Below are 22,389 nucleotides of genomic sequence, written 5' to 3'. Positions count from 1 at the left end.
GTGGCGCTCATCGTGCTGGCCGCCGACAAGGGCGCGCCCGGAGTCACCACCGCCGCCACGGCCCTGGCCGCCGTGTGGCCGCGGCCCGTGCTGCTGGCCGAGTGCGACCCGGCCGGCGGTGACATCGCCTACCGGCTGCCCGCGGCCGACGGTGGCGTGCTCAACCCGGGCAAGGGCCTGCTCACCCTGGCCGCCGGCGCGCGGCGGGGCCTGGAGCCGGGCCAGATCCACCAGCACACCCAGAAGATCGTCGGCGGGCTGGACGTCCTCGCCGGGCTCACCCACGGCGAGCAGGCCGCCGGCCTGACCTGGCTGTGGGGCCCGCTGGGCCGGGCACTGGCCGCCATCCCCAACGCCGACGTGATCGCCGACTGCGGCCGCCTGGGCGCCCAGCCCCAGCTCGGCGACCTGCTCGCCGAGGCCGAGACCGTGCTCCTGCTGACCAGAGCCACCCTCGACCACGTCGCCCACCTGCGCGAACGCCTGTCCATCACCAAGGCCCACGGCGTCGTCGTGATCGCCGATCCGCGCAACTACCGCTCCTCGATCGACGACGTCCGCCGCATCGTCGGGCCGAGCGTGGCGTTCGTCCACGGCCTCGCCCACGACCCCAAGGGCGCCGAGCTGCTGCGTGGCCAGTGGGGCGGCCGGCTCGACCGCTCCCTGCTCATCCGTACGGCACGCGACCTCGCGGGACGGCTGGTGAGCCGGCCGTGATCGACCACAGCCTCGTCAAGCGGTTCCGGCAGGAGGTCGGCGACCGGCTGGCTCGCCAGCGCAGGCTCGACCAGGCCAACGGCCTGGCCGCGATGACCGGTGAGGACGAACGCCAGTTCGCCCGCGCGCTCATCTCCCAGGTGCTGGAGGAGCACGCGCGCAGCGAGATCGGCCTCGGGCGCACGCCGCCCACGGTCGAGGAGGAGGAAGGGCTGGCCGCGGGCATCCACGCCGCGCTCTTCGGCGTCGGCCGCCTCCAGCCGCTGCTCGACGACCCCGACGTCGAGAACATCGACATCAACGGCTGCGACCGCGTCTTCGTGAGCTACGCCGACGGCCAGGAGCTCATGCACGAGCCGGTCGCCGAGTCCGACGACGAGCTCATCGAGCTGATCCAGATCCTGGCCGCCTACTCCGGCCTGTCCAGCAGACCTTTCGACACCGCTAATCCCCAGCTCGACCTGCGGCTGCCCGACGGCTCCCGGTTGAGCGCCGTCATGGACGTCACGCTCCGGCCCGCTGTGTCGATCCGCCGCGCCCGCCTGGGCAAGGTGTTCCTCAGCGACCTGGTCGGCAACGGCACCATCAGTCCCGAGATCGGCAGGTTCCTCACGGCCGCCGTCGCCGCGCGCAAGAACATCATGATCGCCGGCTCGACCAACGCCGGCAAGACGACGCTGCTGCGTGCCCTGGCCAACGAGATCCCGCCGACGGAGCGGCTCATCACCGTCGAACGCGCCCTGGAACTCGGCCTCGACCAGTTCCCCGAGCTGCACCCCAACGTGGTGGCCTTCGAGCAGCGCCTGCCCAACTCCGAGGGGCAGGGCGAGATCACCATGGCCGAGCTGGTCCGCCGTTCCCTGCGCATGAACCCCAGCCGCGTGATCGTCGGCGAGGTCCTCGGCGACGAGATCGTCACCATGCTCAACGCCATGACCCAGGGCAACGACGGCTCCCTGTCCACCATCCACGCCAACTCCAGCATGGAGGTGTTCAACCGCATCGCCACCTACGCGCTCCAGGCCGGCGAACGCCTGCCCATCGACGCCACCCACATGCTCATCGCCGGAGCCATCGACTTCGTGGTGTTCGTGGAGAAGCGCAACGACTACCAGCGCGGCGGCACCCTGCGCCGGTACGCCTCCAGCATCCGCGAGGTCAACGGCTGCGACGGCCGCGTGCTGTCCAGCGAGGTGTTCGTGCCCGGGCCGGACGGTCCGGCCGTGCCCCACGCCCCCATCGCGTGTCTGCAGGAGCTCGTCGCCCACGGCTACACCCCGGGGGTGTGGTGATGACCGGCCTCGACCCGCTCGCCCTGCTCACCGGCGCCGCCGTCGGCGGCGGCCTCTACCTGCTCGTCCTCTCCCTGTACGGCATGCCGCCCAGGCCCGCCCGGCAGCGGCGCGAGCTGGTCAGGATGCTGACCACGCGCACCGCGATCGCCGCCGTGGCGGCGGCCGTGGTCCTCGCGGTGACGCGCTGGCCGGTGTTCGCCGCGGGCACGGTGCTGCTGGTGTTCGCCTGGCGCGGCCTGTCCGGCGGCGCCGCCGAGGAACGCGCCGCCATGCGCCGTCTCGAAGGACTGGCCGCCTGGACCGAGTCGCTGCGCGACACCATCGCCGGGGCCGCCGGACTCGAACAGGCCATCCCCTCCTCCATCAGGGCCGCCGCGCCCATGCTCAGACCTCATCTGCGCGCCCTCATCGACAGGCTGCACACCAGGATGGCCCTGCCCGAGGCGCTCGCCCTCTTCGCCGACGAGCTCGACGACCCCTCCGCCGACCTGGTGGTGGCGGCGCTCATCCTCAACGCGCGGCTGCGCGGGCCCGGGCTGCGCGACGTGCTGGGCGCCCTGGCCGTGTCGGCGCGCGAGGAGCTCGACATGCGCCGCCGCGTCGAGGCGGAGCGCCGCGCCACCCGCCGCAGCGTGCAGATCGTGGTGATCACCGCGCTGGTGTTCGCGGGGCTGCTCGTCGTGTTCAACCCGTCGTACGTCAGCGAGTACACCAGCCTGCTCGGCCAGGCCGTGCTGGTGGTCGTGGCGGGGCTGTTCGGGGCCGGGTTCGCCTGGATGCGGCGGCTGGCCCGCTTCGACAAGCCCACGCGACTGCTCGTCGGAGGCGGCCATGGATGACGTCCTGACCGCGATGGGACCGGAGGCCGGGGCGGCCGCGGTTGACGGCGTGCTCGTGCTGGCGTCGGGCGTTCGGGGAGGCGGCCGTGGTTGAGGGGGTGCTCGCGGGCGGCGTGCTCGGCCTCGGGTTGTTCCTGCTGGTACGGGCGTTGTTCCCGGCCCGTCCCGGCCTGGTGGCGCGGCTGCTCGCGATCGAGGCGGTGCGCGAGGACACGGGCGCGCCCCGCGTCCAGCTCGTGACCGCCGAGGAGGAGGTCAGCGCCTTCCGGCGCGGTCTCGGCGTACGGCTGGCACGTCTGTACGGGGCGCGCGGCTGGGAGGTCCGCTCCACCAAGGCCGACCTGGCGCTGGTGGGACGGTCGTTCGAGGGCTTCCTGGCCACCAAGGCGCTGCTCGCCGCGGCCGGGCTGCTCGCCTTTCCCGTGCTGCTCGCCTGGCTGTTCCTCATGGGCTGGGGTGTGTCGCTGACGATCCCGTTCTGGGTGGCGGTGGCTGCGGCCGCGGTCTTCTTCTTCCTGCCCGACCTGCAGGTCAAACGCGACGCGGCGGCCAAGCGGCGCGACTTCCGGCACGTCGTCAGCGCGTTCCTCGACCTGGTCTCGATGAACCTCGCCGGCGGGCGCGGCGTACCCGAGGCGCTCATGATGGCGGTCACCATCAGCGGCGACCAGCCCAACTGGGCGATGTCCCGCATCCGCGAGGCGCTGAGCGGCGCCCGGATCGTCGGCATCACGCCGTGGCAGGCGCTCGGCCAGCTCGGCGAGGAGATCAACGTCGACGAGCTGCGCGACCTGTCCGCCGCGCTCGGCCTGGTCGCCGACGACGGGGCCAAGGTACGCGCCTCGCTGACGGCCAGGGCCGCCACATTGCGCCGTCGCGAGCTGGCCGAGGTCGAGGGCCGGGCGGGCGAGCGCTCCCAGTCGATGCTCGTGGCGCAGCTTCTGCTCTGCGCCGGGTTCGTGATCTTTCTCAGTTTTCCGGCCGCTATGAAGATGTTGGGGTCCTGATGAACCATCCCTGGATCGTCTATCTCCGCGCGTACCTCGGCGTGCGCATCCACCGCGCCCGCACCGCGCCCAGCCGCGGAGCCTCGGCCGTCGAATGGGTGATCATCACCGCGATCATCGCCGGCGTCGCGCTCGGGCTGGCCACGCTCATCAGGACGCTCGTGGAGCAGAAGCAGGGCGACATCCAGACCAGCTTCGGTGGTGGCGGCGACAACACATGATCGCCGCGTGTCCCCGTCTCCGTCCTCGCCTGCGGTTCAGGAGGGCCCGCCCGTGCTTCCGGGGGGCTCGCCCGCGTTTCCTCCGGGGGACTCGCCCGCGCTTCCGGGAGGCCCATGCGCGCTCCGGGAGTGCTCGCCGGCACCTCGTGGAGCGGTCCGGGCGTGAGCGTGGGGCCACGGTGATCGAGCTCGCGCTGCTGATGCCGGTCGTGCTCGCCGTCGTGCTGCTCATCGTGCAGGTGGCGCTGTGGTTCCACGGGCGCCAGGTGGCCGAGGCGGCGGCCCGCGAGGGCGCCCGGGTGGCGCGCTCGGCGCCGTTCGACTCGGGGGCCTGGGAGACGGAGGCCACGACCAAGGCCACGGACGTCGTACGCGCCATCGGGCCACGGCTGCTGGACGGCGCCACGGCGACGACGTCCGAACGCGAACCCGACCAGCGGTGGGTCACCGTGACGGGCAGCGCGGTGCAGGTCATCCCGCTGCTGCCGCGGCTCACGTTCACGATCACCGCCACGTCGGGCGGGCCGGTCGAGTGCTTCCGCCCCGACAACGGGGGCGACGACTGCCAATGACGCCGATGACGGGGAACGGGGCGCAAGCGCACGGGGCGGCCTCCTGCGGGGCAGACGCGTGCGGCGGGCGAGCCTCCTGCGGAGCAAGCGGGTGCGGCGGGCCCGCCTCCTGCGGAGCAGGCGGGTGCGGCGGGTCGGCCTCCCGCGGGGCACGCGGGTGCGGCGGGTCGGCTTCCTGCGCGGCAGGTGGGGCGGCCGGGGGCGGGGCGCTTGGTCGCGCGCCGGGGCGGCGGGGCGATCGGGGGTCGATGGCGGTGGAGACCGTCATGCTCGCGCCCGTCTTCCTGCTGTTCCTCATGTTCCTGGCCGGGGCCGGGCGGCTGGTGGAGGCGCAGGGCGAGGTCAACGGCGCCGCCCGCGACGCGGCACGCGCCGCCTCCGTACAGCGTGATCTCGACGCGGCGGGACAGGCGGCCGAGGCGGCCACCACCGCGGCGCTCCAGGGCAGTTGCGCGCAGCCCTCGGTCTCGCTCGGCAAGTCCCGCTTCGAGGCGGGCGGCCAGGTGACGGCCGAGGTCACCTGCGAGCTCGACCTCGGCTTCCTCGGGTTCGGGGCCACGCGGCAGATGACGGGGACCGCCGTGGTGCCTCTGGAGCAGCTGAGGAGGGTGGAGTGAACACGCTTCAGCGGAGCCGAAGGCTGAGCCGGCAGAGCCGGAGGGCGCGGATTCGCCCGAAGTCCGCGGAACCATCGGGCTGGAGAGCGGCCGTGAAGGACCGGGACGCCGTACCGCTGGGCTCGAGGGGCGGGTGGCGGGAGCGGGGGTCCATGTCGGTGTTCACCGTGCTGTTCTCCGTGGTGGTGTTCACGTTGGCGGGGTTGCTGGTCGACGGGGGAGCGGCCATCAACGCGCGGCTCCGGGCTGCCGACATCGCCGAGCAGGCCGCCCGCGCCGGCGCCGACCGGATCGACATCGACCACCTGCGCGAGACCGGCGAGACACGGCTGCTCGACCAGGGGGAGGTGTGCGCCCGCGCCGAGGAACTGATCACCGCGCAGGGCGGCGACGGGGTGGGCTCCGCCTCGTGCGAGGTGGGCGACGGCCAGGCCGTGGTCACGGTCGGGGTGAACGTCGCCTGGCGGGCGTTCTTCCTGGGCGCGCTCGGGTTCCAGGGCGGCGAGATGCGAGGGGAGGCGTCGGCCGGGCCCGAGGCGAGATGAGCCAGACCGATTCCCGCCGGTCGATGGAAGCGGGAGCGTTGAGCACCCACGCTTGAACTGAGAAAGGAGAGGCGATGCCGACGCCAGAGCCACCCGGACCGCCATGGCGCGACCCCCACGGCGACCGGCCACGCCTCCCCGGCCGACCGGTCCCGCCGTCTTCGCGGGGCGCGGGAGACTCGCCTGTCCCGCCTTCTTCACGAGGGCCGGGGGACTCGTCGGTTATGCCTCCTTCGCGAGGGTCGGAGGACTCGCCTGTTGCGCCTGGCTCGCGGCGGTCGGGTGACTCGTCCGGTTCCTCCGCGAGTGGCCGTCCCGCGGCGGGGCCGTGGCAGGCCCCGCGTCCGTCCGCGTACTCGGGGGACTGGCGTTCGGGCGGGACGGGACGGGAGCGATCCGGAAAGGAACGTTCCGAAGAGGGGCGATCCGAGGGCGAACGGGCCCCGGCGGACCGGCGTGGCCGTGCGGAGGCGCGTGACACCGGGCCGAGGCAGGCTCGGGGATCTCGTGGCGACGAGGCGCGGGAGCCGATGTCCGCCCAGGAACGGGTACGCGAAGCCTGGCAGAGCCGCGAACGCGAACGGCAGCCCGACCGGCGCGACCGTGAGGGGCACGACGCGCGCGGAGGTAGGCGAGGCGCTGAGCAGGACGAGCGCGGTCGTGAGCAAGGCGCGGGTCGCGAAGGTGGTGGCGGGCGAGCCGCCGGCCGCGAGGGCTGGGCGGAGGCTCGGCGCGAGGGCAGGGCGGAGGCCGGGCGCGAGGGCTGGGCACGCGAGGGTGGGGCGGAGGCTGGGCGGGGGAGTGTTCGGAGGCCCCCACGGGATGTGGCGATCGAGGGACAGGAGCGAGCAGGGCACAGGCAGGCGGGCTCAGGGCAGGACCGCGGCTCAGGGCAGGGCCGTGGCGTGAGGCAGGGGCGCGGCGGGGGGCCTGGGCATGCGCGGGTTTCCGCCCGGCGGGGTCCCGGTGACGTGGCTGCCGGGCTCGGGGCCCTGCTCGTCCTGGTCGGGCTCGTCGGTGGCGTGCCGTACGCGCTGCTGAGGTTCGCCGGGCCGCCCATCGCCCCCGAGCTGCTCGACCTCGACCTGCTCACCAGCAGCGTCGGCCCGTCGACGATCGTGGCCGTCCTCATCCTGTTCGTGTGGATCGCCTGGCTGCAGCTCGTCGCCTGCGTCATGGTCGAGGTGTACGCGGGGGTGCGCCGGGTCGGCATGCCCGCTCGCGTCCCGTTCTCCGGCGCCACCCAGGCGCTGGCCAACCGGCTCGTCTCGGCGGTGCTGCTGTTGTTCACCGCCGGGGCCGTGGCCGTGCCCATCGCGCGCCTCGGCATGACGCCGCCCGCCGCGCCCCCCGTGGCCGCCGTCGCCTACACCGCGCCGGTCGCCGACCACCCGGCGGAACCCCTGGACACGACCCAGCACACGGCGCGCGTGAAGAAGGTGTACGTCGTTCAGCCGCCTCACGGCCGCCATCACGAGAGTCTGTGGGAGATCGCCGAGAAGTGCCTCGGCGACGGCCGCCGCTACCCCGAGATCTTCCGGCTCAACCAGCACAAGGAACAGCCCGACGGCTCCCGCCTGCGGATGGCCGACCTGATCAGGCCGGGCTGGGTTCTCGACATGCCCGACGACGCCCGCCACGCCCACGTCGTCCCCGCCGACCAGGCGCGGGCGCAGAGCCTGCGCGAGCACCCGGGGCGGGCGTCAACGGGCACGGGTCGCGCGGCCGACGAGGTACGCCAGGAGGTCAGGCACCAGAGCCCGAAGCACCACGCCACCCAACGGCAGAGCCCCGAGCACCATCAGGCCCCCCACCAGCAGGAACAGCGAGAACAGCAGGGTCTGGACCTCGTCGACCACCTGGCCGGCGCCTCGCTGGCCGCCGCCGGGCTGCTGGCGCTGCTCGGCCGGCGGCGGCGCGAGCAACTGTGGCGGCGCGCGTTCGGCCGTCGCATCGCCCGCCCGCGCGGCGACGCGGCCAGCGCGGAGGTCGCGCTGCGCATCGGCGCCGACGCCCCCGGCACGCGCCTGCTGGACATCGGCCTTCGGGTGCTGGGCGCCGAACTGGCCGCACAGGGCCGCACACCGCCGACCGTGTACGCGGCGCACCTGTCGGCCCGCAACCTCGACCTGTGGATCCACCCGCCGGACGGCGACGCCCCCGCCCCGTGGACCGTTCAGGACGGCGGCCAGGTGTGGCGGCTGCCCGCGCACGAGGGACGCCTCCTGGCCGAGCGCTGGGACGTCACCGGAGGGGGCGGCGGGCTGAGCCCTGTGGGCGGCAGACCGGCCGGCACCCCGTACCCGGGGAGCGTCCCGTATCAGGGTGGCGCCCCGTATTCGGGCGGCATCCCGTACTCGGGTGGTGTGCCACACGCGGGCGGTGGGTCGGGCGGCGTCCAGCACGCGGGCGGCGTCACGTACCCGGGCGGGCCGGCCGGTGCCCCGTACCCCGGGCTGGTGTCGCTGGGCACCGACGCGGGCGGCCGGGTGCTCGTCGACCTGGAGGCGGCACAGGGCCTGATCAACATCCGCGGCCCGCAGACCACCGCGGCGCTCGCCGCGCTGGCCGTCGAGCTGGCCACCAACCGCTGGTCCGACGGCATGAGCATCACACTCGTCGGGTTCGGGGAGGAACTGACCGCGATCGCGCCCGAGCGGGTCAGGTCGGTGGGCAGCCTGGCCGAGGTGCTGCCTGAGCTGGAGGCGTCCGCCGCCCCCCGCCAGGAGGTGCTGACCGGCCGGATCACGGGCCGCCGCCGCGACGCCCACTTCCTGCTGTCGGCCGTCACCCCCACCCAGGAGGAGGCCCGCAGGCTGGCGCTGCTGGCCCGCAACGACACGGCCGGCTACGTGGTGACCGGCGACGTGCCCCACGCCACCTGGACCCTGGAGATCACCTCGGAGGGCAAGGCCAGGATCGCCGAACTGGGCTTCGAGGTGACCGCCCAGCTCCTGCCGCGCCGCCACTACCAGGCGCTCGTCGACCTGTTCCGTACGGCCGGCCGGTACGACGGCGAGCCGATCACCGACGCCGAGCCGCTTGAGGACCTCCAGCCCCCCGAGGTGCAGGTCCGGATGCTCGGCCCGATCGAGATCGCCGGGCTCGACCCGCTGGAGGAGGGCCGGATGGCGCTGGCCGCCGAGATGCTGGTGTACCTGGCCACGCATCCCGGCGGTGTCCACCCGGTCGTCCTCGGCGGCGTGCTGTGGCCGCGCGGTGTGCAGGCCATGGTCCGCGACGCCACGATCGCGCGGGTGGCCGACTGGCTCGGCGAGGAACATCTGCGGGTGGACGAGGCGGGCCGGCTGAGCCTCGGGCCCGGCGTGCGTACGGACTGGGCGCTGTTCCGGGAGCTGGTGCGCCGGTCGCACCGGGACACGGCGGCGCGGGCCGTGCTGCTCGAACGGGCGCTCGGGCTGGTGCGCGGGCCGCTGCTGAGCGGGCGGCCGCCGGGGCGGTACGCCTGGCTGGCGGCCGACGACCTGGAGTACGACGTGTCGGCCGAGGTGGCGGACGCGGCCCACCGGCTGTGCGAGCTGCGGCTCGCGCAGAGAGATCCGGAGGCGGCGGTGGCGGCCGTACGGGCGGCGTTGCTGCTCGCGGCCGACGACGAGGGATTGTGGCGTGACCTGCTGCGCGCGACGCACGCGACGCGCGACTACGTGCGGTTGCGCGCGGTGGTCGACGCGCTGACCAGGAGGTCGGGGGTGCACGCCTACACGGGCGGGCTGGCGCCGGAGACCGAGGCGCTGATCGACGAGCTGCTGCCCGCCTGGCGCATCCACGTGGTGAGGGAGTCGACGGCATGAGATCCACAGAAGGGTTCCGGCTGGGTGAGGGGGCCGGTGGAGTGCGGGTCGCACATCGGCTCCGGCTGGGCGAGGGGGCTGGTGGTGTCCGTGGGGTGAGTTGTCTCGGGTGGGTCGTGGTGCTGGTCGCGTCCGTCGCGCTTGCCGGGTGTGGTGAGGTCGCGCGCCCGTACACGCCGGGGAACGGCCCGGGCGCCAGCACGCCGGCCATCCGCGCGTCCGACGCGAGCCCTCCGACTACATCCGGCAACCCGGGCGTTCCGAGTACGGAAGGCGCGGACGAGCCGTCGGCGAGCCGCCCGGCGATCCCGCGCGGCACCCAGACGGTGGGGATCGGTGACTCGATGCGCGTCCGCATCGAGTGGCCGTCCGATGCCGACCCGCTGGTACGGCTCGTCGCCGACTACTACGTGGCCTCGCGGCGGGCCGTGGTCACCGGTGACGACGGTTACCTCGACAACCTGGAGTACGACGCCGTGGGCATCGCCCGTGGGTGGGTGGACGAGTTCGCCGACCAGGAGCGGTCCCTGCGTGGTGTCGCCCGCCTGTACAACCTGCGTGTCCAGTCCGTGATGGGCAAGGGCGCGCAGGTCAACGCGTGCGTCGACGAGACGGGGGTGCGCCTGGTGTCCACGCGCACCGGCAAGGCGGTCTCGCGGCAGCCCGCCTGGACGCGCGCCCCGTACATGCAGGGCGTGGCCGCGCACCGCTACGACGGCGGTGTGTGGCGCATCCGGACCTTCGTCAGCGGTGAGGAAGGGTGTGGCCGTTGACCTCTCCCCCACGGTTGAAGCCGAGGAGTTCCGACCCTCACAGGTCAAGTTTCCTGCTTCACCGCCAGCAGCCCGCCAGGCTTGCGCCCTTGAGGTCTTACACCGGCTCCACAGGCGTTTCACCTCTCCACCAGCCCGGCGGCGAGGATGTTGATCGCGGCGTTGACGTCGCGGTCGTGGAGTGCGCCGCACGCACACTTCCATGCCCGGACAGTCAGCGGCATCCTCTCTTGCAGCATGCCGCAGGCCGAGCATGTCTTCGACGAGGGGAACCATCGGTCGATCACGACCAGTTCCCGGCCGTACCAGGCGGCCTTGTACTCCAGCATGGACCGCATCAGGCGCCAGGACGCGTCGCAGACGGCGCGGGCCACGCTGTGGTTCTTGACCAGGTTGCGGACGGTGAGGTCCTCGATCACGACCGTTTGGTTCTCGCGGACGAGCCGAGTGGTGAGCTTGTGCAGGAAGTCCCGCCGCCGATCGGCGATACGGGCGTGAATGCGGGCGACCTGGAGTTTCGCCTTGTAGACCAGGCGCACACAGCCGAACGTCCGGGCAAGCTCTTCAGCCTGCTGGGGGGACGGGTAGAAGCGGTACCTGTAGGCCCGCTTCACGATCTGCGCCACACCTCACCTCCTACCAGGCGATCGATCGAGAATCGCTTCTATGTTCGCATTCACCATGCGACCCCGTCCCGCGTTTCCTCCCAAGGGCAAACTTCCAGAACCTCCACGCTCAAGGAGATTCGATGCCACTGATCGCGACGCTGGTCGCCGGGCTGCTGGCGACCGCCGCAGGAGCCCAGGCGACCCCAGCAGTCCACGCGGACGTCTCAGCGGCCCGCGCCGACGTCCCGGCGGTCCATGGCGCCGCCGCGGGCGTTCAGGGCGTCGCCGCAGCCGTACGTGGTGCGGCGCCCGTGCGGGATCCCGGCGGCGGCTCCCCCGAGGTGACGGGCACGCAGAAGGGACGCACCAGCGTCATCAACCTCAAGGGCTCGCGGATCGTCCTGAGCGGGAACGGCGTCAAGGCAGGCCGCCGCGACGGCTACCGGCTGACCAGCCCCTGCTGGTACGAGCCGGGCCCAACGCCGGAGGAGATGCTCAAGCAGCAGGAGAGCTCGCCCGACCACTTCGCCCGGATCAAGGCCGACGAGGAGAGCTTCCTGCGCTTCCTGGAGCAGTTCAAGGACAAGGTCGGCAAACCGGGTCGCTGGTGGACGCCCGCCTACAACGAGGACGACCCGCGGGGCATCTCGTGCTGGACCGGGCTGGAGATGTTCATCTTCGTGCCGCCCAACACCACGCCGCCCCAGGGCATCACGATCCGCGAGCTGACCGACATCGCGCGGGCCGCGCTGACGGTGCCCGAGCCCAAGATCCGGCTGAACCCCGACGCGAAGAGCTTCGTGAACCTGCCGACCTGGGTGTGGCTGGACGGCATCGGCGAGACGACGCGGACGGCCACGGCGACCCTGCCCGGGATCATGAGCGCGACCGTGGTGGCCACGCTCAAGAGCATCGACATCGACCCGGGCACGTCCGGCGACCGGGCGAAGGTGTCGGAGGACTGCGGGCCGACGGGCAAGCCGTACGTGAAGGGCGGCACGTACAGCTGCGGCGTCAGCTACTTGCGGGCCTCTCTGGACCAGCCGCGCGAGGTGTACCAGCTCACGGTGACGACCGTCTGGCCGGTGGAGGTGGCCGATCCTGGCGTGGACGTGCAGTACCAGCCGGTGCGGGTGGGTGTCACGCGGGACGTGCCGGTCGGCGAGGTGCAGAGCAGCGTCCGCGACGACGGCACCGGCTGAGCGTCAGCCGACCCCGGCGACCCCGGCGGCACCGGCTAGGCGATGATGGCGGCCAGCGGCGCCAGCTCGGGTACCGCGGCCGCCTCCGCCAGCACCTCCTTGAGGACCGTGTCGTGTGTGGGCCCGGCCGCGGCGAGCAGGGCCTGCCCCTCCGGGGTCACCTCGGAGTAGATGCCGCGCCGGTCGTCCTCGCACAGGTAGCGGCGGAGCAGGCCGCGGTTCTCCAGCCGGGTGACGAGCCGGGTGGTGGCGCTCTGGCTGAGCACGACCGCGCGGGCGAGCTGCTGCATGCGCATGTGCCAGCCGTCCTGCCTGCCGAGCACGTCGAGCACGGTGTATTCGCTCACGCTCAGCTCGTGCTCCTTCTGCAGGGCCTTCTCCAGTCGGTCCTCGATCCGCGCGTGCAGCGCGGCGAGCCGGCGCCAGCCCTGGGCGCGGGCCTCCGCGGCGTCATCGGGCAGCGGCATGTGACACCTCCCAGACATCCTTGTATGGTCGCTTAGTCGGCGTATGCAAATAATGTCCACGCTCACTAACGTCGTCTGAGGAGTATTCTATGCCTCTCGCTCTGTTCGCCCTCGCGATCAGCGCCTTCGGCATCGGGACCACGGAGTTCATCATCAACGGGCTGCTGCCCGAGCTGGCCAAGGACTTCGACGTCACCATCCCCACCGCCGGCCTGCTGGTCTCGGGGTACGCCCTGGGCGTGGCCGTCGGCGGGCCGCCGCTGACCATGCTCGGCGGGCGGTTGCCCCGCAAGACCATGCTGCTGGCGCTGATGGTGCTGTTCGTCGCCGGCAACCTGCTCTCCGCGCTCGCGCCCTCGTACGGCGTGCTCATGGTGGGCCGGGTGCTGGCCGCGTTCGCGCACGGCGCCTACTTCGGCGTCGGCTCAGTGGTGGCCGCCGACCTCGTCGCGCCGCAGAAGCGGGCCAGCGCCATCGCGCTGATGTTCACCGGCCTGACCCTGGCCAACGTGGCCGGCGTTCCCCTCGGCACCTGGATCGGCCAGGGCTTCGGCTGGCGGGCCACGTTCTGGCTGGTCGTCGTGATCGGCGTGGCAGGGTTCGTCGGCGTGCTCGCCCTGGTGCCGCGCCGGCCCCGCCCGGAGGGCGGTGTGCTGCGCGAGCTGGCCACGTTCCGCTCGGGCGCGGTGTGGCTGGCGCTGGCGATGACCGTGTTCGGGTTCGCCCCGGTGTTCGCGGTCATCACGTTCGTGGCGCCCATGATGACCGGGGTGGGCGGGTTCTCCGCAGGCGCGGTGCCCGTGGTGATGGCGCTGTTCGGCGTGGGGCTCGTCGTGGGCAACCTCATGGGCGGCCGGTTCGCCGACCGGGCCGTCATGCCGGCCATCTACGGCGCGGTCGGGCTGCTCACGGTGCTGGCCGTGGTCCTCGCCCTCGTCGCGCGCGACCAGATCGCCTTCATGGTGGTGATCACCCTCTTCGGCCTGGCGGGGTTCGCCGCGGTACCGCCGCTGCAGACCCGCGTGCTGGACGCCGCGGCGGGCGCGCCCACGCTGGCCTCGGCCGCCAACATCGGCGCCTTCAACGTGGGCAACGCCATCGGCTCGTTCGCGGCCGGCCTCACGATCGAGGCCGGCCTCGGGTACGTGGCTCCTGCCTGGACCGCCGCCCTGCTCGGGCTGGCCGGGCTGGCGGTGGCGGCCCTGGCGGGATTCCACGCCCTCCGCGCACGAACTCAGAACAAGGCCGGACGGCTCGCGGACTCGTGCGCGAGCAGCCACTCCTTGACCGGCACGCCGTAGAAGTACCCGCCGTAGCCGCCGCCGCTGGGCAGCACGCGGTGGCACGGCACGAACGGCGCGATGAGGTTCTGGGAGCAGGCAGAGCCCGCCACGCGGGCCGCCGTCCGCGGCAGGCCCGCACGCTCGGCCAGCTCCGCGTACGACACCGTGGTGCCCGCCCGGACCTCCCGCAGCGCCTGGTGGAGCCGCTTGCGGGTCGCGCTGCCCGGCTGCTCGACCGGGATCGTGTCGAGCGCGTCGAGGTCGCCGTCGAAGTAGGCGCGGACCGCGCGGGTGACGGGGCCGAGGTCGTCCACGACCTTCATGCCCGCGGCCTGGAGCTCCGGTGTGAGCCGGGCCAGCATCTCGCCGGGCTCGGCGGTGAAACCGGCCGCGACCAGCACGCCCTGCCGTACGAGCAGGGAGAGGGGGCCGATCGGGGTGGGGAGGACCTGTGCTTCGATCATGATGCGCTCCAGAGATGCAGGGCGGCGTAGGCCCGCCAGGGCCGCCACCGCTCGATGTGGTCATGAGGGATGTCGAGGGCGGCCATGCGCTTGGTGAGCACGAGGTCGCCGGTGGGCCAGGCGTCGGGATCGCGCAGCGCCCGCAGCGCGATGTAGCTGGCGGTCCACGGGCCGATGCCGGGGACGTCGAGCAGCGCCGCGACGGCCTCAGTGGGCTCCTGGCCGCCGTCGAGGTCGAGTCGGCCGTCCGCCACGCGGGTGGCCAGCTCCTTCAGGGTGACGACGCGGCGACCGGTCAGGCCGAGCCCTTCGAGGTCGGCCTCCAGCAGCTCCCCGGCCGTGGGGAACAACAGCCCCGGCGTCGCGGGGCTCTCGCCGCCCGCCGGGCGGCCGGCGCGGGTGACGATGCGGCCGAGCAGCGTACGGGCGCCGGCGACGGAGATCTGCTGCCCCACCACGGCCCGCACCGCCAGCTCGAACCCGTCGAACGCCCCCGGCACCCGCAGCCCCGGCCGCGCCTCCACCAGGGTGCGCAGCGAGGTCTGCCCGAGCGCGTCGGCGATCGCGCCGGGGTCGGCGTCGAGGTCGAGCAGGCGGCGGCAGCGGGCCACGATCCGGGCGAGCTGCCGCGTGTCGTCCACCGCCACATCCAGGGCGATGTGCCCGGGCCGCGAGGTGAGGGTGATGACGCCTCCGGGCACGGCCCGGCTGTAGGAGCCGGCCGTGACCGTCTCCAGGCCGGGGATCGCGCGCGAGGTCAGGAACGAGAAGACGCCCTCAACGTCGTACGGCTCGCGCCGGTGCAGCCTCAGGCGCAGCGGCGAGCCCGTCAGCGGCGCCCGCGTCCCGGCGGCCCGGGCGGCGGCGGTCCGCGTGGGGCCGCCGGCCGTGGCGCGCAGCTCGCTCGGCGTGAACCCGTACGTCTCGCGCATGGCCGCGTTGAACTGCCGCACGCTGCCGAACCCGGAGGCGAACGCCACGTCCGTGACCGGCAGGTCCGTCTCCGTGAGGAGCTGCTTGGCCAGCAGCAGCCGCTTGGTCCTGGCCACGGCCAGCGGTCCGACGCCCAGCTCGGCGACGAACAGCCGGTGCAGGTGGCGCTCGGTGATGTGCAGCCGCCCGGCCAGCCCGGCCACGCCCCGCTCGTCGGCCGCGCCGTCGTCGATCAGGCGCAGCGCCCGGCCGACGAGGTCGCCCCGCACGTCCCAGCCGGGGTCGCCGGGGGACAGCTCCGGCCGGCACCGCTTGCACGGCCGGAACCCGGCGGCCTCCGCCGAGGCGGCGTGCCGGTAGAACCGGACGTTCCTGGACGCGGGGGTGCGCGCCGGGCAGATGGGCCGGCAGTAGATGCGCGTGGTCGTCACCGCCGTGTAGAAACGCCCGTCGAACCGGGCGTCGCGGGAGGAGACCGCCCGGTAGCAGGAGTCGAAGTCGAGCTCAAGTGGTGACATGCCTATGACGGTATGCGCCGGGACCGACAGGCGGCTGGCGGAAATCGGACCTCAGCGTGAAAGCGCAGGTCACCAGGTCGTACGGGGTGAGTGGCGGAAATCAGACCCTGGCGCGGGGCGAGATCACCGCTGGTGGCGCAGCGGCGAGAGGACGACCGGCAGCCAGCTCAACGCCATGATCACCGCGCCTGCCCAGAGCGACGCCCGCACGCCCCACACCTCGCCCAGCACTCCGGCGAGCAGGCCCCCGAGCCCGACGGCGCCGATCAGGACGAGGCGCATCGTGGCGTTCAGCCGGCCCAGCATGCCGTCCGGCGTCATCCGCTGCCGCACGCTGACAAGCAGCACGTTGTTGACCCCCGTGCGGAACGCCAGCACGAACCACGCCCCCGCCGCGGCCCACAGCCACGGGCCGCGGTCCAGGAACGGGATCACCAGCGTGGTGGGTGTCGTGGCGAGGCCGACCAGCAGCGTGGCCCGCCCGGCGCCGAGCCGGCGCCCGAACAGGCGCGCCGCGAACGACCCGGCCAGCGAGCCCAGCCCGCCCGTCGCCAGGAACGCCCCGAGCACCCACGCCGGGTACCCGAGCTGCCGGACCAGGAGGACGGGCAGCAGCACCGAGCACAGGTTGAAGGCGAGGTTCGCCATCGCCCCCATCACGGCCATCCCGACGAGGGCCGGGTTGCCGGCGAGGAAGCGCACCCCTTCGGCGATCTGCCGGCCCATCCCCTCGGCCGGCGTGCCGGGGTTCCCGTCGTGCCGGCCGACGGCAGGACCGCCCGGACCGCCCGGACCGTCCGGACCGTCCGGACCGGCCGGGGCGGCCCGGCCGGACGGCGGCGGCTCGGGGACGTGGCGCAGCCAGGCGGCCGACCACAGGTAGCTGAGGGCGTCCAGCAGCAGGGCCACGGGCGCTCCCATGGCCTGCACCAGGACTCCGCCCAGGCTCTTGCCGGTGACGTCCATGCCGGCCGAGGTGCCGACGAGCAGCGCGTTGGCCGCCGTCAGCCGGTCACGCCCGACGAGCCCGGGCAGCACGCTCACGGCCGCCAGCTCGAACACCAGCGTCCCGGCCCCCACGAGCATCGCCACCGCGTAGAGCTGGCCCATGCCGAGCCATCCCGCCCACCAGGCGACCGGCACGGACAGCAGCACGGCCGCCCGCGCCAGGTCCATGACGACCATGAGGCTCCGCCGCCGTGAGCGGTCCACCCAGACACCGGCGGGCAGCCCGAGCGCGAGCACCGTGAGCGTGCCGAGCGCGCTGAGCAGCCCGACCTCGCCCGGGCCCGCCCCGAGCGCCGTGACCGCGAGCAGGGGGAGACCGACCTGGCTGATCTGGCTGCCGAGCCCGCTGACCGCTCCGGCGGTGTACAGGCTGCGGAAGCCGCGCTGCCGCAGTAACGGCATCTCATGGGAAGCGACGGGAGAGGAGGTAGAGGCCATACCCCCGACGATGCTGAAATATCGGGGCATAGCGCTATCGATGAAGCGAGGCGTTCATCCAATGACCCTCACCCTGACCTTCACCGCCCAGGACATGGCCAACATCCGCTTCGCCGTCTCACCCCTCGGCGAGGTGGTGACCAGCGTGCGCGTGGTCAAGGACCCCGCCGCCCACCCCGCCCTCCGGCCCTGGGCCGAGGAGGTGCGCCGCCGCCTGGCGGACGTCGACTGGCGGCTGCTGTCCGACCTGGTGCCCGTCCCCACGATCTCGATCGCCGGCTTCACCTGCACCCCGCCGTCCACGTCCACGCCCGACCTGGAGACGGAGCTGGCCACGATGCGCGCCGCCGGCGACCGTGTCCGCTCCGACCTCGACACCGTGGGCGGCCCCCGCACCCCGCGCGTCCTGGCCCTGTACGACGACCCGGACAAGGGCCTCGAACGCCTGGCGGAGGAGGTGGGCGCCTACTGGGAGGCGGCGATCGCCCCGTACTGGCCGCGGATCAGGTCGCTGCTCGACGGCGAGATCCTGCGCCGGGCAAGGCTGCTGGCCGAGGGCGGCGCGGACCGCATGCTGGCCGACCTCGACGACGCGGTCACCTGGCGCGACGGCCGGCTGCACCTGCGGCACCGTTACGCCTCAGGGGTCCGCTCGCTGCGCGGGCTGGGGCTGCTGCTGGTGCCGTGCGTGTTCGCCTGGCCCCGGGTCTTCTCCGTCACGACGCCGCCGTACCAGCCGACGGTCCGCTACCCGCCCCGCGGCGTGGCGACGCTCTGGGAGCGGCGCACCGTGGACACGCCCGAGGCGCTGGCCACGGTGCTCGGCCGCACCCGGGCGCGGCTGCTGGCCGAGCTCGACCAGCCCGCCTCCACGCAGGACCTCGCCCGGCGCACCGCGCTGACCGAGCCCGGCGTGAGCCGGCACCTCGTCGCGCTGCGCGCCGCGGGCCTGTGCACGGCGCACCGCACCGGCAGGTACGTCCTCTACGCGCGCACGGAGGTGGCCGAGGCGCTCCTCACGCACCGATCCTGAGCCGGGTCACTTGGAGCTGACGCCGACCCCCAGGTCGAACTCCCGGTAGACCCGGGCCCAGAACCCGTCGCGCAGCCACACCCTGGCCTCCGGGAAGGGCCGCAGCGAATGGCCCAGCTCCTTCTCGGCCTCGATCAGCAGCTCCGTGTCGATGACCGTGGGCAGGATCGGCCCGGGCAGCAGGTCGCGGATGTTGTCGCGGCCACGCGTGAGGATCCACTTCTGCGCCACGTGCTCGCCGACGTCCTCCACCCGCGGGCGGCTGGGCCCCAGCTTGGCCACCTGGCCGGGCTTGACCTGAGGCTTGGTGGGCGCCCGTCCGGCGAACACCTGCGCGGGCGACGGCGCGGCCACGGGCGGCGCGACCGGGACGGGCTGCGGAGCGCGGCTGAAAAAGGGCCTCAGGAAATCAGCGGAGATCACTTCGACGGTGTCGGACTCCCACACGAGCCGCTCGGCCTGGTTGGTGCCGTACGGCGGCTCGACGCCCCACAGGTGGATGCGCACGCCGTACGCCTGGGCGGCCTCCACGGCGGGCACCATGTCCTCGTCGCCCGCCAGCAGGATGGTGTCGGTCACCGCGTGGTGGCGGGCCAGCGCCTCCAGGTCGCTCCTGATCTGCGCGTCGACGCCCTTCTGCTGGCCGCGGGCGTTGAGGTTGCCAAGCCGGACCTTGACCCAGGGAAGCTGGGCGATGACCCGCTGGTCGACGGTGGGCACGCGGTCACGGGCGGCGTCATACCAATAGATCCGCAGCAGCTCACCGGAAATACGGGCCATCGCGTGTTTCTGCAGACTCTGGATCAGCTCGTCCGCGGCCACCCGGTATTCTTTGCGTTCCTTGGCCCCCAGCAGGACTTCACCCGCGGCGGCGTACAGATAACCGACATCCACAAGGACGGCGTACTTGGCCGCCACAGGATGCGGCATGAGGTCTGGGATGGCCATGATGTCCTCCAGGCCGCAGCGTTAGTTGATCGGCCGACTATATACTCCTGCTTTTTTCTAGATAGTCCCAAGTCCCTGGGGAGTTGACACCCGTTTCCTGGGATCTCGCTAGGGCAGGGTGCTCATCCGCCAAGCCGCCTTCCCCGGAGACAGAGGCTTACGCATGCTTCTAGCTGGGTTTCGCCACATTCGCGGAGCGGGTGCGGCGGCCGGTCGCGCGGGCGCCGCCCGGGTGGCCAGAACGGCCACGAGTGCGGCGATCTCCTCGGGCGTGGCGTCGCCCCGGACGATCCTCAGATGCGGCTTCATCGAAACTCCTTGAACGTGGAGACTTCGGGCTTCAGCCCTGGGGAGGAAACGCGACACGGCGCCGTGCTGTTTATGACAGTACTTTTCGATAGGCTTCGAACGTGCGTACGGCTTACAAGGTGCGGGCCTACCCCACCGCCGAACAGGCGGCGGTACCGAACCGCACGTTCGGCTGCGTACGCGTGGTGTGCAACCGGATGCTGGCCTGGCGGCATGCCCGCTACCACGGTGAGCGGGTCACAACGAGCTTCACCCAGGCCAACGCCCATCTCACGGCGATGAAAGCGAGCGATGAACTGGCGTGGCTGAACGAGGTGTCGTCGGTGCCGCTGCAGCAGGCCATCCGTCACCAGCAGGTCGCCTTCACCAACTTCTTCGCCGCGCGGGCCAGATACCCGCGTTACAAGTCCCGGACAGGGCGGCGGAGCGCCGAGTACACCCGTTCGGGGTTTCGCTACCGAGACGGGCGGCTGTTCTTGGCGAAGATGGACGCGCCGCTGCGGTTCGTCTGGTCCTGGCCCGGCCTCGACCCGGCGACCATCGAACCCACCACGGTCACCGTGTCGCGCGACCCGTGCGGGCGCTGGTACGTTTCCTTCGCCGTGGACGTCGAAGACCCCGAACCGGCTCCGGCGACCGGCGCGATGGTGGGTGTGGACGTCGGAGTGAGGGATTTCGAGAAGATCATCAACCCGCACCGTAAAGTCTGTTCGTCCCGCACCGACTTCCTGCACCGAACCTCGGCGCGGCTGGTTCGCGACCACGACGTGATCGTGACAGAAGACCTCGACGTCAAGAACATGGTCCGCAACCGCGAGCCGGCCAAAGCGATCTCCGACTCCGGTTGGGGCGCCTTCCGCTGCATGCTGGAGTACAAGGCGGCCAAGAACGGTCGCCACCTGATCGTGATCGACCGCTGGTACCCCTCTTCCAAGACCTGTTCGGCGTGCGGGCATCTGCTGGCCGAACTCTCGCTCAGCATCCGGACGTGGCAGTGCCCGTCCTGCGGCACCCGGCATGACCGGGACGTCAACGCCGCGAAGAACATCCTGGCGGCAGGTCTTGCCGTGTCGGCCTGTGGAGGTGACGTCAGACATTCCGGGTCCTCCCGGGTGCAGTCGCCGGTGAAGCAGGAACCCCAGCCTGTGAAGGCTGGAATCCCCCGCCTTGAGGCGTGGAGAGGAAGTCAAAGCGGGATGTTCCCATGCTTCTTGGCGGGGAGCGAGGCGCGTTTGTTGCGCAGCGCCCGCAGCGCCCGGACCACCTGGGCGCGGGTCTCCGACGGCTTGATCACGGCGTCCACGTAACCGCGCTCGGCCGCGATGTAGGGGTTGGCCAGCGTGTCCTCGTACTCCGTGACCAGCCGGGCGCGCTCGCTGTCGGGGTCCTCGGCCGCCGCCAGCTCGCGCCGGTAGAGGATGTTGACCGCGCCCTGGGCGCCCATCACCGCGATCTGGGCGGTCGGCCAGGCCAGGTTGATGTCCGCGCCGAGGTGCTTCGAGCCCATGACGTCGTACGCGCCGCCGTACGCCTTGCGGGTGATCACTGTGACGAGCGGGACGGTCGCCTCCGCGTAGGCGTAGAGGAGCTTGGCGCCCCGCCGGATGATTCCGTTCCATTCCTGATCTGTACCCGGCAGGAATCCCGGAACATCAACAAATGTCAGGATCGGGATATTGAAAGCATCACATGTGCGTATGAAACGGGCAGCCTTCTCGGATGCGTCGATATCCAGACATCCGGCGAAATGCATGGGTTGGTTGGCCACCACGCCCACCGATTGCCCGTCCACCCGGCCGTACCCGACCACGATGTTCGGCGCAAACAGCGCGTGGACCTCCAGAAACTCCCCGTCGTCCAGCACGCGCTCGATCACCCGGTGCATGTCGTACGGCTGGTTGGCCGAGTCGGGGATCAGCGTGTCCAGCTCCGGATCGGGCTCCAGGTCGGCCGCCGTCTCGAACACCGGAGCCTCGTCCAGGTTGTTCGAGGGCAGGTAGGACAGCAGCTCCTTGACGTACTCCAGCGCGTCGTCCTCGTCGGCGGCCTGGTAGTGGGCCACGCCCGACTTCGTGTTGTGCGTGTGCGCCCCGCCCAGCTCCTCGAACGTGACCTCCTCGCCCGTCACCGTCTTGATCACGTCCGGGCCGGTGATGAACATCTGCGAGGTCTGGTCCACCATCACGATGAAGTCCGTCAGCGCGGGCGAGTACACGTGGCCGCCCGCCGCGGCGCCCATGATGAGCGAGATCTGCGGGATCACGCCCGAGGCGTGCACGTTGCGCTTGAAGATCTCCGCGTACAGGCCCAGCGCGACCACGCCCTCCTGGATGCGCGCGCCGCCGCCCTCGTTGATGCCGATGATCGGGCAGCCCGTCTTCAGCGCCATGTCCAGCACCTTGACGATCTTCTCGCCGTACACCTCGCCGAGCGAGCCGCCGAACACGGTCACGTCCTGCGAGAACACGCAGACCTGGCGCCCGTCCACGGTGCCGTAGCCGGTGATCACGCCGTCGCCGTACGGCCTGCGCCGCTCCAGCCCGAACATCGTCGACCGGTGCCGGGCGAACTCGTCGAACTCCACGAACGAGCCCTCGTCCAGCAGCGCCAGCACCCGCTCCCGGGCCGTCATCTTGCCCCGCGCGTGCTGCTTCTCCACCGCCGCGGCGGACCCGGCGTGGACCGCCTCCTCCAGCCGCTGCTCCAGATCGGCGATCTTCCCGGCCGTGGTGTGGATGTCGGGCAGTTCTGGTATGGCGTCCGCTGTCATGCGCGCAAGG

General features: G+C 72.4%; 20 protein-coding genes and 3 pseudogenes. 14 read left to right on the top strand and 9 right to left on the bottom strand.

Annotated features, from left to right (window positions below; translation table 11 throughout):
• From AB0H81_RS10850 to AB0H81_RS10805, 10 genes are all read left to right on the top strand, one after another.
• A complete protein-coding gene (locus AB0H81_RS10850; RefSeq protein ID WP_358372266.1) occupies positions 1-717 on the top strand; it encodes a hypothetical protein in 717 nt (238 codons plus the stop codon).
• Positions 714-2,009, top strand: coding sequence for an ATPase, T2SS/T4P/T4SS family (locus tag AB0H81_RS10845; protein ID WP_358372263.1), 1,296 nt, complete (start codon positions 714-716; stop codon positions 2,007-2,009). The genes AB0H81_RS10850 and AB0H81_RS10845 overlap by 4 nt, the downstream gene beginning before the upstream one ends.
• Positions 2,009-2,851: a type II secretion system F family protein gene (locus tag AB0H81_RS10840; RefSeq protein ID WP_358372260.1), complete on the top strand. Its 843-nt coding sequence runs from the start codon at positions 2,009-2,011 to the stop codon at positions 2,849-2,851. Before AB0H81_RS10845 ends, AB0H81_RS10840 begins: the two co-directional genes overlap by 1 nt.
• A gap of 86 nt (positions 2,852-2,937) precedes the next feature.
• Positions 2,938-3,858 carry a type II secretion system protein gene (locus tag AB0H81_RS10835; protein ID WP_358372258.1) on the top strand — a complete coding sequence of 307 codons (921 nt, stop codon included), beginning with the start codon at positions 2,938-2,940 and terminating at the stop codon, positions 3,856-3,858.
• On the top strand, positions 3,858-4,079 hold the full coding sequence (locus AB0H81_RS10830) for a hypothetical protein (RefSeq protein WP_358372256.1): 222 nt from the start codon (positions 3,858-3,860) through the stop codon (positions 4,077-4,079). Before AB0H81_RS10835 ends, AB0H81_RS10830 begins: the two co-directional genes overlap by 1 nt.
• 179 nt (positions 4,080-4,258) lie before the next feature.
• Positions 4,259-4,651 (top strand): TadE/TadG family type IV pilus assembly protein, encoded by a 393-nt coding sequence (locus tag AB0H81_RS10825; RefSeq protein WP_358372253.1) that lies wholly within the window; start codon positions 4,259-4,261, stop codon positions 4,649-4,651.
• A gap of 248 nt (positions 4,652-4,899) precedes the next feature.
• Entirely contained in the window at positions 4,900-5,268 is a 369-nt protein-coding gene (locus tag AB0H81_RS10820; protein WP_358372252.1) for a TadE/TadG family type IV pilus assembly protein, read from the top strand.
• 92 nt (positions 5,269-5,360) lie between these two features.
• Complete coding sequence (locus AB0H81_RS10815; protein ID WP_358372249.1) at positions 5,361-5,813, top strand: flp pilus-assembly TadE/G-like family protein; 453 nt, start codon at positions 5,361-5,363, stop codon at positions 5,811-5,813.
• 971 nt (positions 5,814-6,784) lie between these two features.
• Complete coding sequence (locus AB0H81_RS10810; RefSeq protein WP_358372246.1) at positions 6,785-9,625, top strand: hypothetical protein; 2,841 nt, start codon at positions 6,785-6,787, stop codon at positions 9,623-9,625.
• Complete coding sequence (locus AB0H81_RS10805; RefSeq protein ID WP_358372244.1) at positions 9,622-10,398, top strand: hypothetical protein; 777 nt, start codon at positions 9,622-9,624, stop codon at positions 10,396-10,398. Before AB0H81_RS10810 ends, AB0H81_RS10805 begins: the two co-directional genes overlap by 4 nt.
• Positions 10,399-10,517: 119 nt before the next feature.
• Here AB0H81_RS10805 and AB0H81_RS10800 read toward each other — a convergent pair.
• Both AB0H81_RS10800 and AB0H81_RS10795 read right to left on the bottom strand, forming a co-directional pair.
• Positions 10,518-10,922: pseudogene (locus tag AB0H81_RS10800) on the bottom strand (RNA-guided endonuclease TnpB family protein); the annotation flags it as partial.
• A 12-nt stretch (positions 10,923-10,934) separates the two neighbouring features.
• Positions 10,935-11,012, bottom strand: a pseudogene (locus tag AB0H81_RS10795) (helix-turn-helix domain-containing protein); the annotation flags it as partial.
• 134 nt (positions 11,013-11,146) lie between these two features.
• Between AB0H81_RS10795 and AB0H81_RS10790 the strand changes: the two are divergent.
• Positions 11,147-12,208 carry a hypothetical protein gene (locus AB0H81_RS10790; protein ID WP_358372241.1) on the top strand — a complete coding sequence of 354 codons (1,062 nt, stop codon included), beginning with the start codon at positions 11,147-11,149 and terminating at the stop codon, positions 12,206-12,208.
• Between the two features lie 35 nt (positions 12,209-12,243).
• On the opposite strand, the gene AB0H81_RS10785 is transcribed toward AB0H81_RS10790, so the two are convergent.
• Complete coding sequence (locus AB0H81_RS10785; protein WP_358372238.1) at positions 12,244-12,675, bottom strand: MarR family transcriptional regulator; 432 nt, start codon at positions 12,673-12,675, stop codon at positions 12,244-12,246.
• 89 nt (positions 12,676-12,764) lie between these two features.
• Here AB0H81_RS10785 and AB0H81_RS10780 point away from each other — a divergent pair, with 89 nt between their 5' ends.
• Positions 12,765-13,976: an MFS transporter gene (locus AB0H81_RS10780; RefSeq protein ID WP_358372235.1), complete on the top strand. Its 1,212-nt coding sequence runs from the start codon at positions 12,765-12,767 to the stop codon at positions 13,974-13,976.
• On the opposite strand, the gene AB0H81_RS10775 is transcribed toward AB0H81_RS10780, so the two are convergent.
• The 3 genes from AB0H81_RS10775 to AB0H81_RS10765 form a co-directional block, all read right to left on the bottom strand.
• Positions 13,910-14,422: a methylated-DNA--[protein]-cysteine S-methyltransferase gene (locus tag AB0H81_RS10775; RefSeq protein ID WP_358372233.1), complete on the bottom strand. Its 513-nt coding sequence runs from the start codon at positions 14,420-14,422 to the stop codon at positions 13,910-13,912. The genes AB0H81_RS10780 and AB0H81_RS10775 overlap by 67 nt on opposite strands.
• Positions 14,419-15,873 carry a DNA-3-methyladenine glycosylase 2 family protein gene (locus tag AB0H81_RS10770; RefSeq protein WP_358372230.1) on the bottom strand — a complete coding sequence of 485 codons (1,455 nt, stop codon included), beginning with the start codon at positions 15,871-15,873 and terminating at the stop codon, positions 14,419-14,421. Before AB0H81_RS10770 ends, AB0H81_RS10775 begins: the two co-directional genes overlap by 4 nt.
• A 123-nt stretch (positions 15,874-15,996) precedes the next feature.
• The gene (locus AB0H81_RS10765) at positions 15,997-17,283 is read right to left on the bottom strand and encodes an MFS transporter (RefSeq protein ID WP_358372228.1); all 1,287 of its coding nucleotides are present in this window, start codon (positions 17,281-17,283) and stop codon (positions 15,997-15,999) included.
• A 97-nt stretch (positions 17,284-17,380) separates the two neighbouring features.
• On the opposite strand from AB0H81_RS10765, the gene AB0H81_RS10760 reads away from it, so the two are divergent.
• On the top strand, positions 17,381-18,352 hold the full coding sequence (locus AB0H81_RS10760) for a DUF5937 family protein (RefSeq protein ID WP_358372225.1): 972 nt from the start codon (positions 17,381-17,383) through the stop codon (positions 18,350-18,352).
• Positions 18,353-18,358: 6 nt separating this feature from the next.
• Here the strand turns inward: AB0H81_RS10760 and AB0H81_RS10755 are convergent, their stop codons facing one another.
• Together AB0H81_RS10755 and AB0H81_RS10750 are read right to left on the bottom strand one after the other, a co-directional pair.
• Positions 18,359-19,300, bottom strand: coding sequence for an NYN domain-containing protein (locus AB0H81_RS10755; protein ID WP_358372224.1), 942 nt, complete (start codon positions 19,298-19,300; stop codon positions 18,359-18,361).
• Positions 19,301-19,408: 108 nt separating this feature from the next.
• The gene (locus AB0H81_RS10750; RefSeq protein WP_358372221.1) at positions 19,409-19,609 is read right to left on the bottom strand and encodes an acyl-CoA carboxylase subunit epsilon; all 201 of its coding nucleotides are present in this window, start codon (positions 19,607-19,609) and stop codon (positions 19,409-19,411) included.
• A 101-nt stretch (positions 19,610-19,710) separates the two neighbouring features.
• On the opposite strand from AB0H81_RS10750, the pseudogene AB0H81_RS10745 reads away from it, so the two are divergent.
• Positions 19,711-20,670: pseudogene (locus AB0H81_RS10745) on the top strand (RNA-guided endonuclease TnpB family protein); the annotation flags it as partial.
• 125 nt (positions 20,671-20,795) lie between these two features.
• Here the strand turns inward: AB0H81_RS10745 and AB0H81_RS10740 are convergent.
• Positions 20,796-22,379, bottom strand: a complete 1,584-nt coding sequence (locus tag AB0H81_RS10740) for an acyl-CoA carboxylase subunit beta (RefSeq protein WP_358372218.1) — start codon at positions 22,377-22,379, stop codon at positions 20,796-20,798.
• Positions 22,380-22,389 lie beyond the last annotated feature (10 nt).

This window comes from Nonomuraea sp. NPDC050691 (genome assembly GCF_040654455.1).
GTDB lineage: Bacteria > Actinomycetota > Actinomycetes > Streptosporangiales > Streptosporangiaceae > Nonomuraea.
Note: the sequence above shows the minus strand (reverse complement) of the source record. Positions and strands in the feature narration are given on the sequence as shown.

Bases quoted from the DNA above. Each gene is read 5' to 3' on its own strand.
- AB0H81_RS10820 (WP_358372252.1), top strand. From the start codon at position 4,900: ATGGCGGTGGAGACCGTCATGCTCGCGCCCGTCTTCCTGCTGTTCCTC.
- AB0H81_RS10830 (WP_358372256.1), top strand. From the start codon at position 3,858: ATGAACCATCCCTGGATCGTCTATCTCCGCGCGTACCTCGGCGTGCGC.
- AB0H81_RS10780 (WP_358372235.1), top strand. From the start codon at position 12,765: ATGCCTCTCGCTCTGTTCGCCCTCGCGATCAGCGCCTTCGGCATCGGG.
- AB0H81_RS10770 (WP_358372230.1), bottom strand. From the start codon at position 15,873: ATGTCACCACTTGAGCTCGACTTCGACTCCTGCTACCGGGCGGTCTCC.
- AB0H81_RS10805 (WP_358372244.1), top strand. From the start codon at position 9,622: ATGAGATCCACAGAAGGGTTCCGGCTGGGTGAGGGGGCCGGTGGAGTG.
- AB0H81_RS10785 (WP_358372238.1), bottom strand. From the start codon at position 12,675: ATGCCGCTGCCCGATGACGCCGCGGAGGCCCGCGCCCAGGGCTGGCGC.
- AB0H81_RS10760 (WP_358372225.1), top strand. From the start codon at position 17,381: ATGACCCTCACCCTGACCTTCACCGCCCAGGACATGGCCAACATCCGC.
- AB0H81_RS10765 (WP_358372228.1), bottom strand. From the start codon at position 17,283: ATGCCGTTACTGCGGCAGCGCGGCTTCCGCAGCCTGTACACCGCCGGA.
- AB0H81_RS10790 (WP_358372241.1), top strand. From the start codon at position 11,147: ATGCCACTGATCGCGACGCTGGTCGCCGGGCTGCTGGCGACCGCCGCA.
- AB0H81_RS10775 (WP_358372233.1), bottom strand. From the start codon at position 14,422: ATGATCGAAGCACAGGTCCTCCCCACCCCGATCGGCCCCCTCTCCCTG.
- AB0H81_RS10840 (WP_358372260.1), top strand. From the start codon at position 2,009: ATGACCGGCCTCGACCCGCTCGCCCTGCTCACCGGCGCCGCCGTCGGC.
- AB0H81_RS10740 (WP_358372218.1), bottom strand. From the start codon at position 22,379: ATGACAGCGGACGCCATACCAGAACTGCCCGACATCCACACCACGGCC.
- AB0H81_RS10750 (WP_358372221.1), bottom strand. From the start codon at position 19,609: ATGAAGCCGCATCTGAGGATCGTCCGGGGCGACGCCACGCCCGAGGAG.
- AB0H81_RS10755 (WP_358372224.1), bottom strand. From the start codon at position 19,300: ATGGCCATCCCAGACCTCATGCCGCATCCTGTGGCGGCCAAGTACGCC.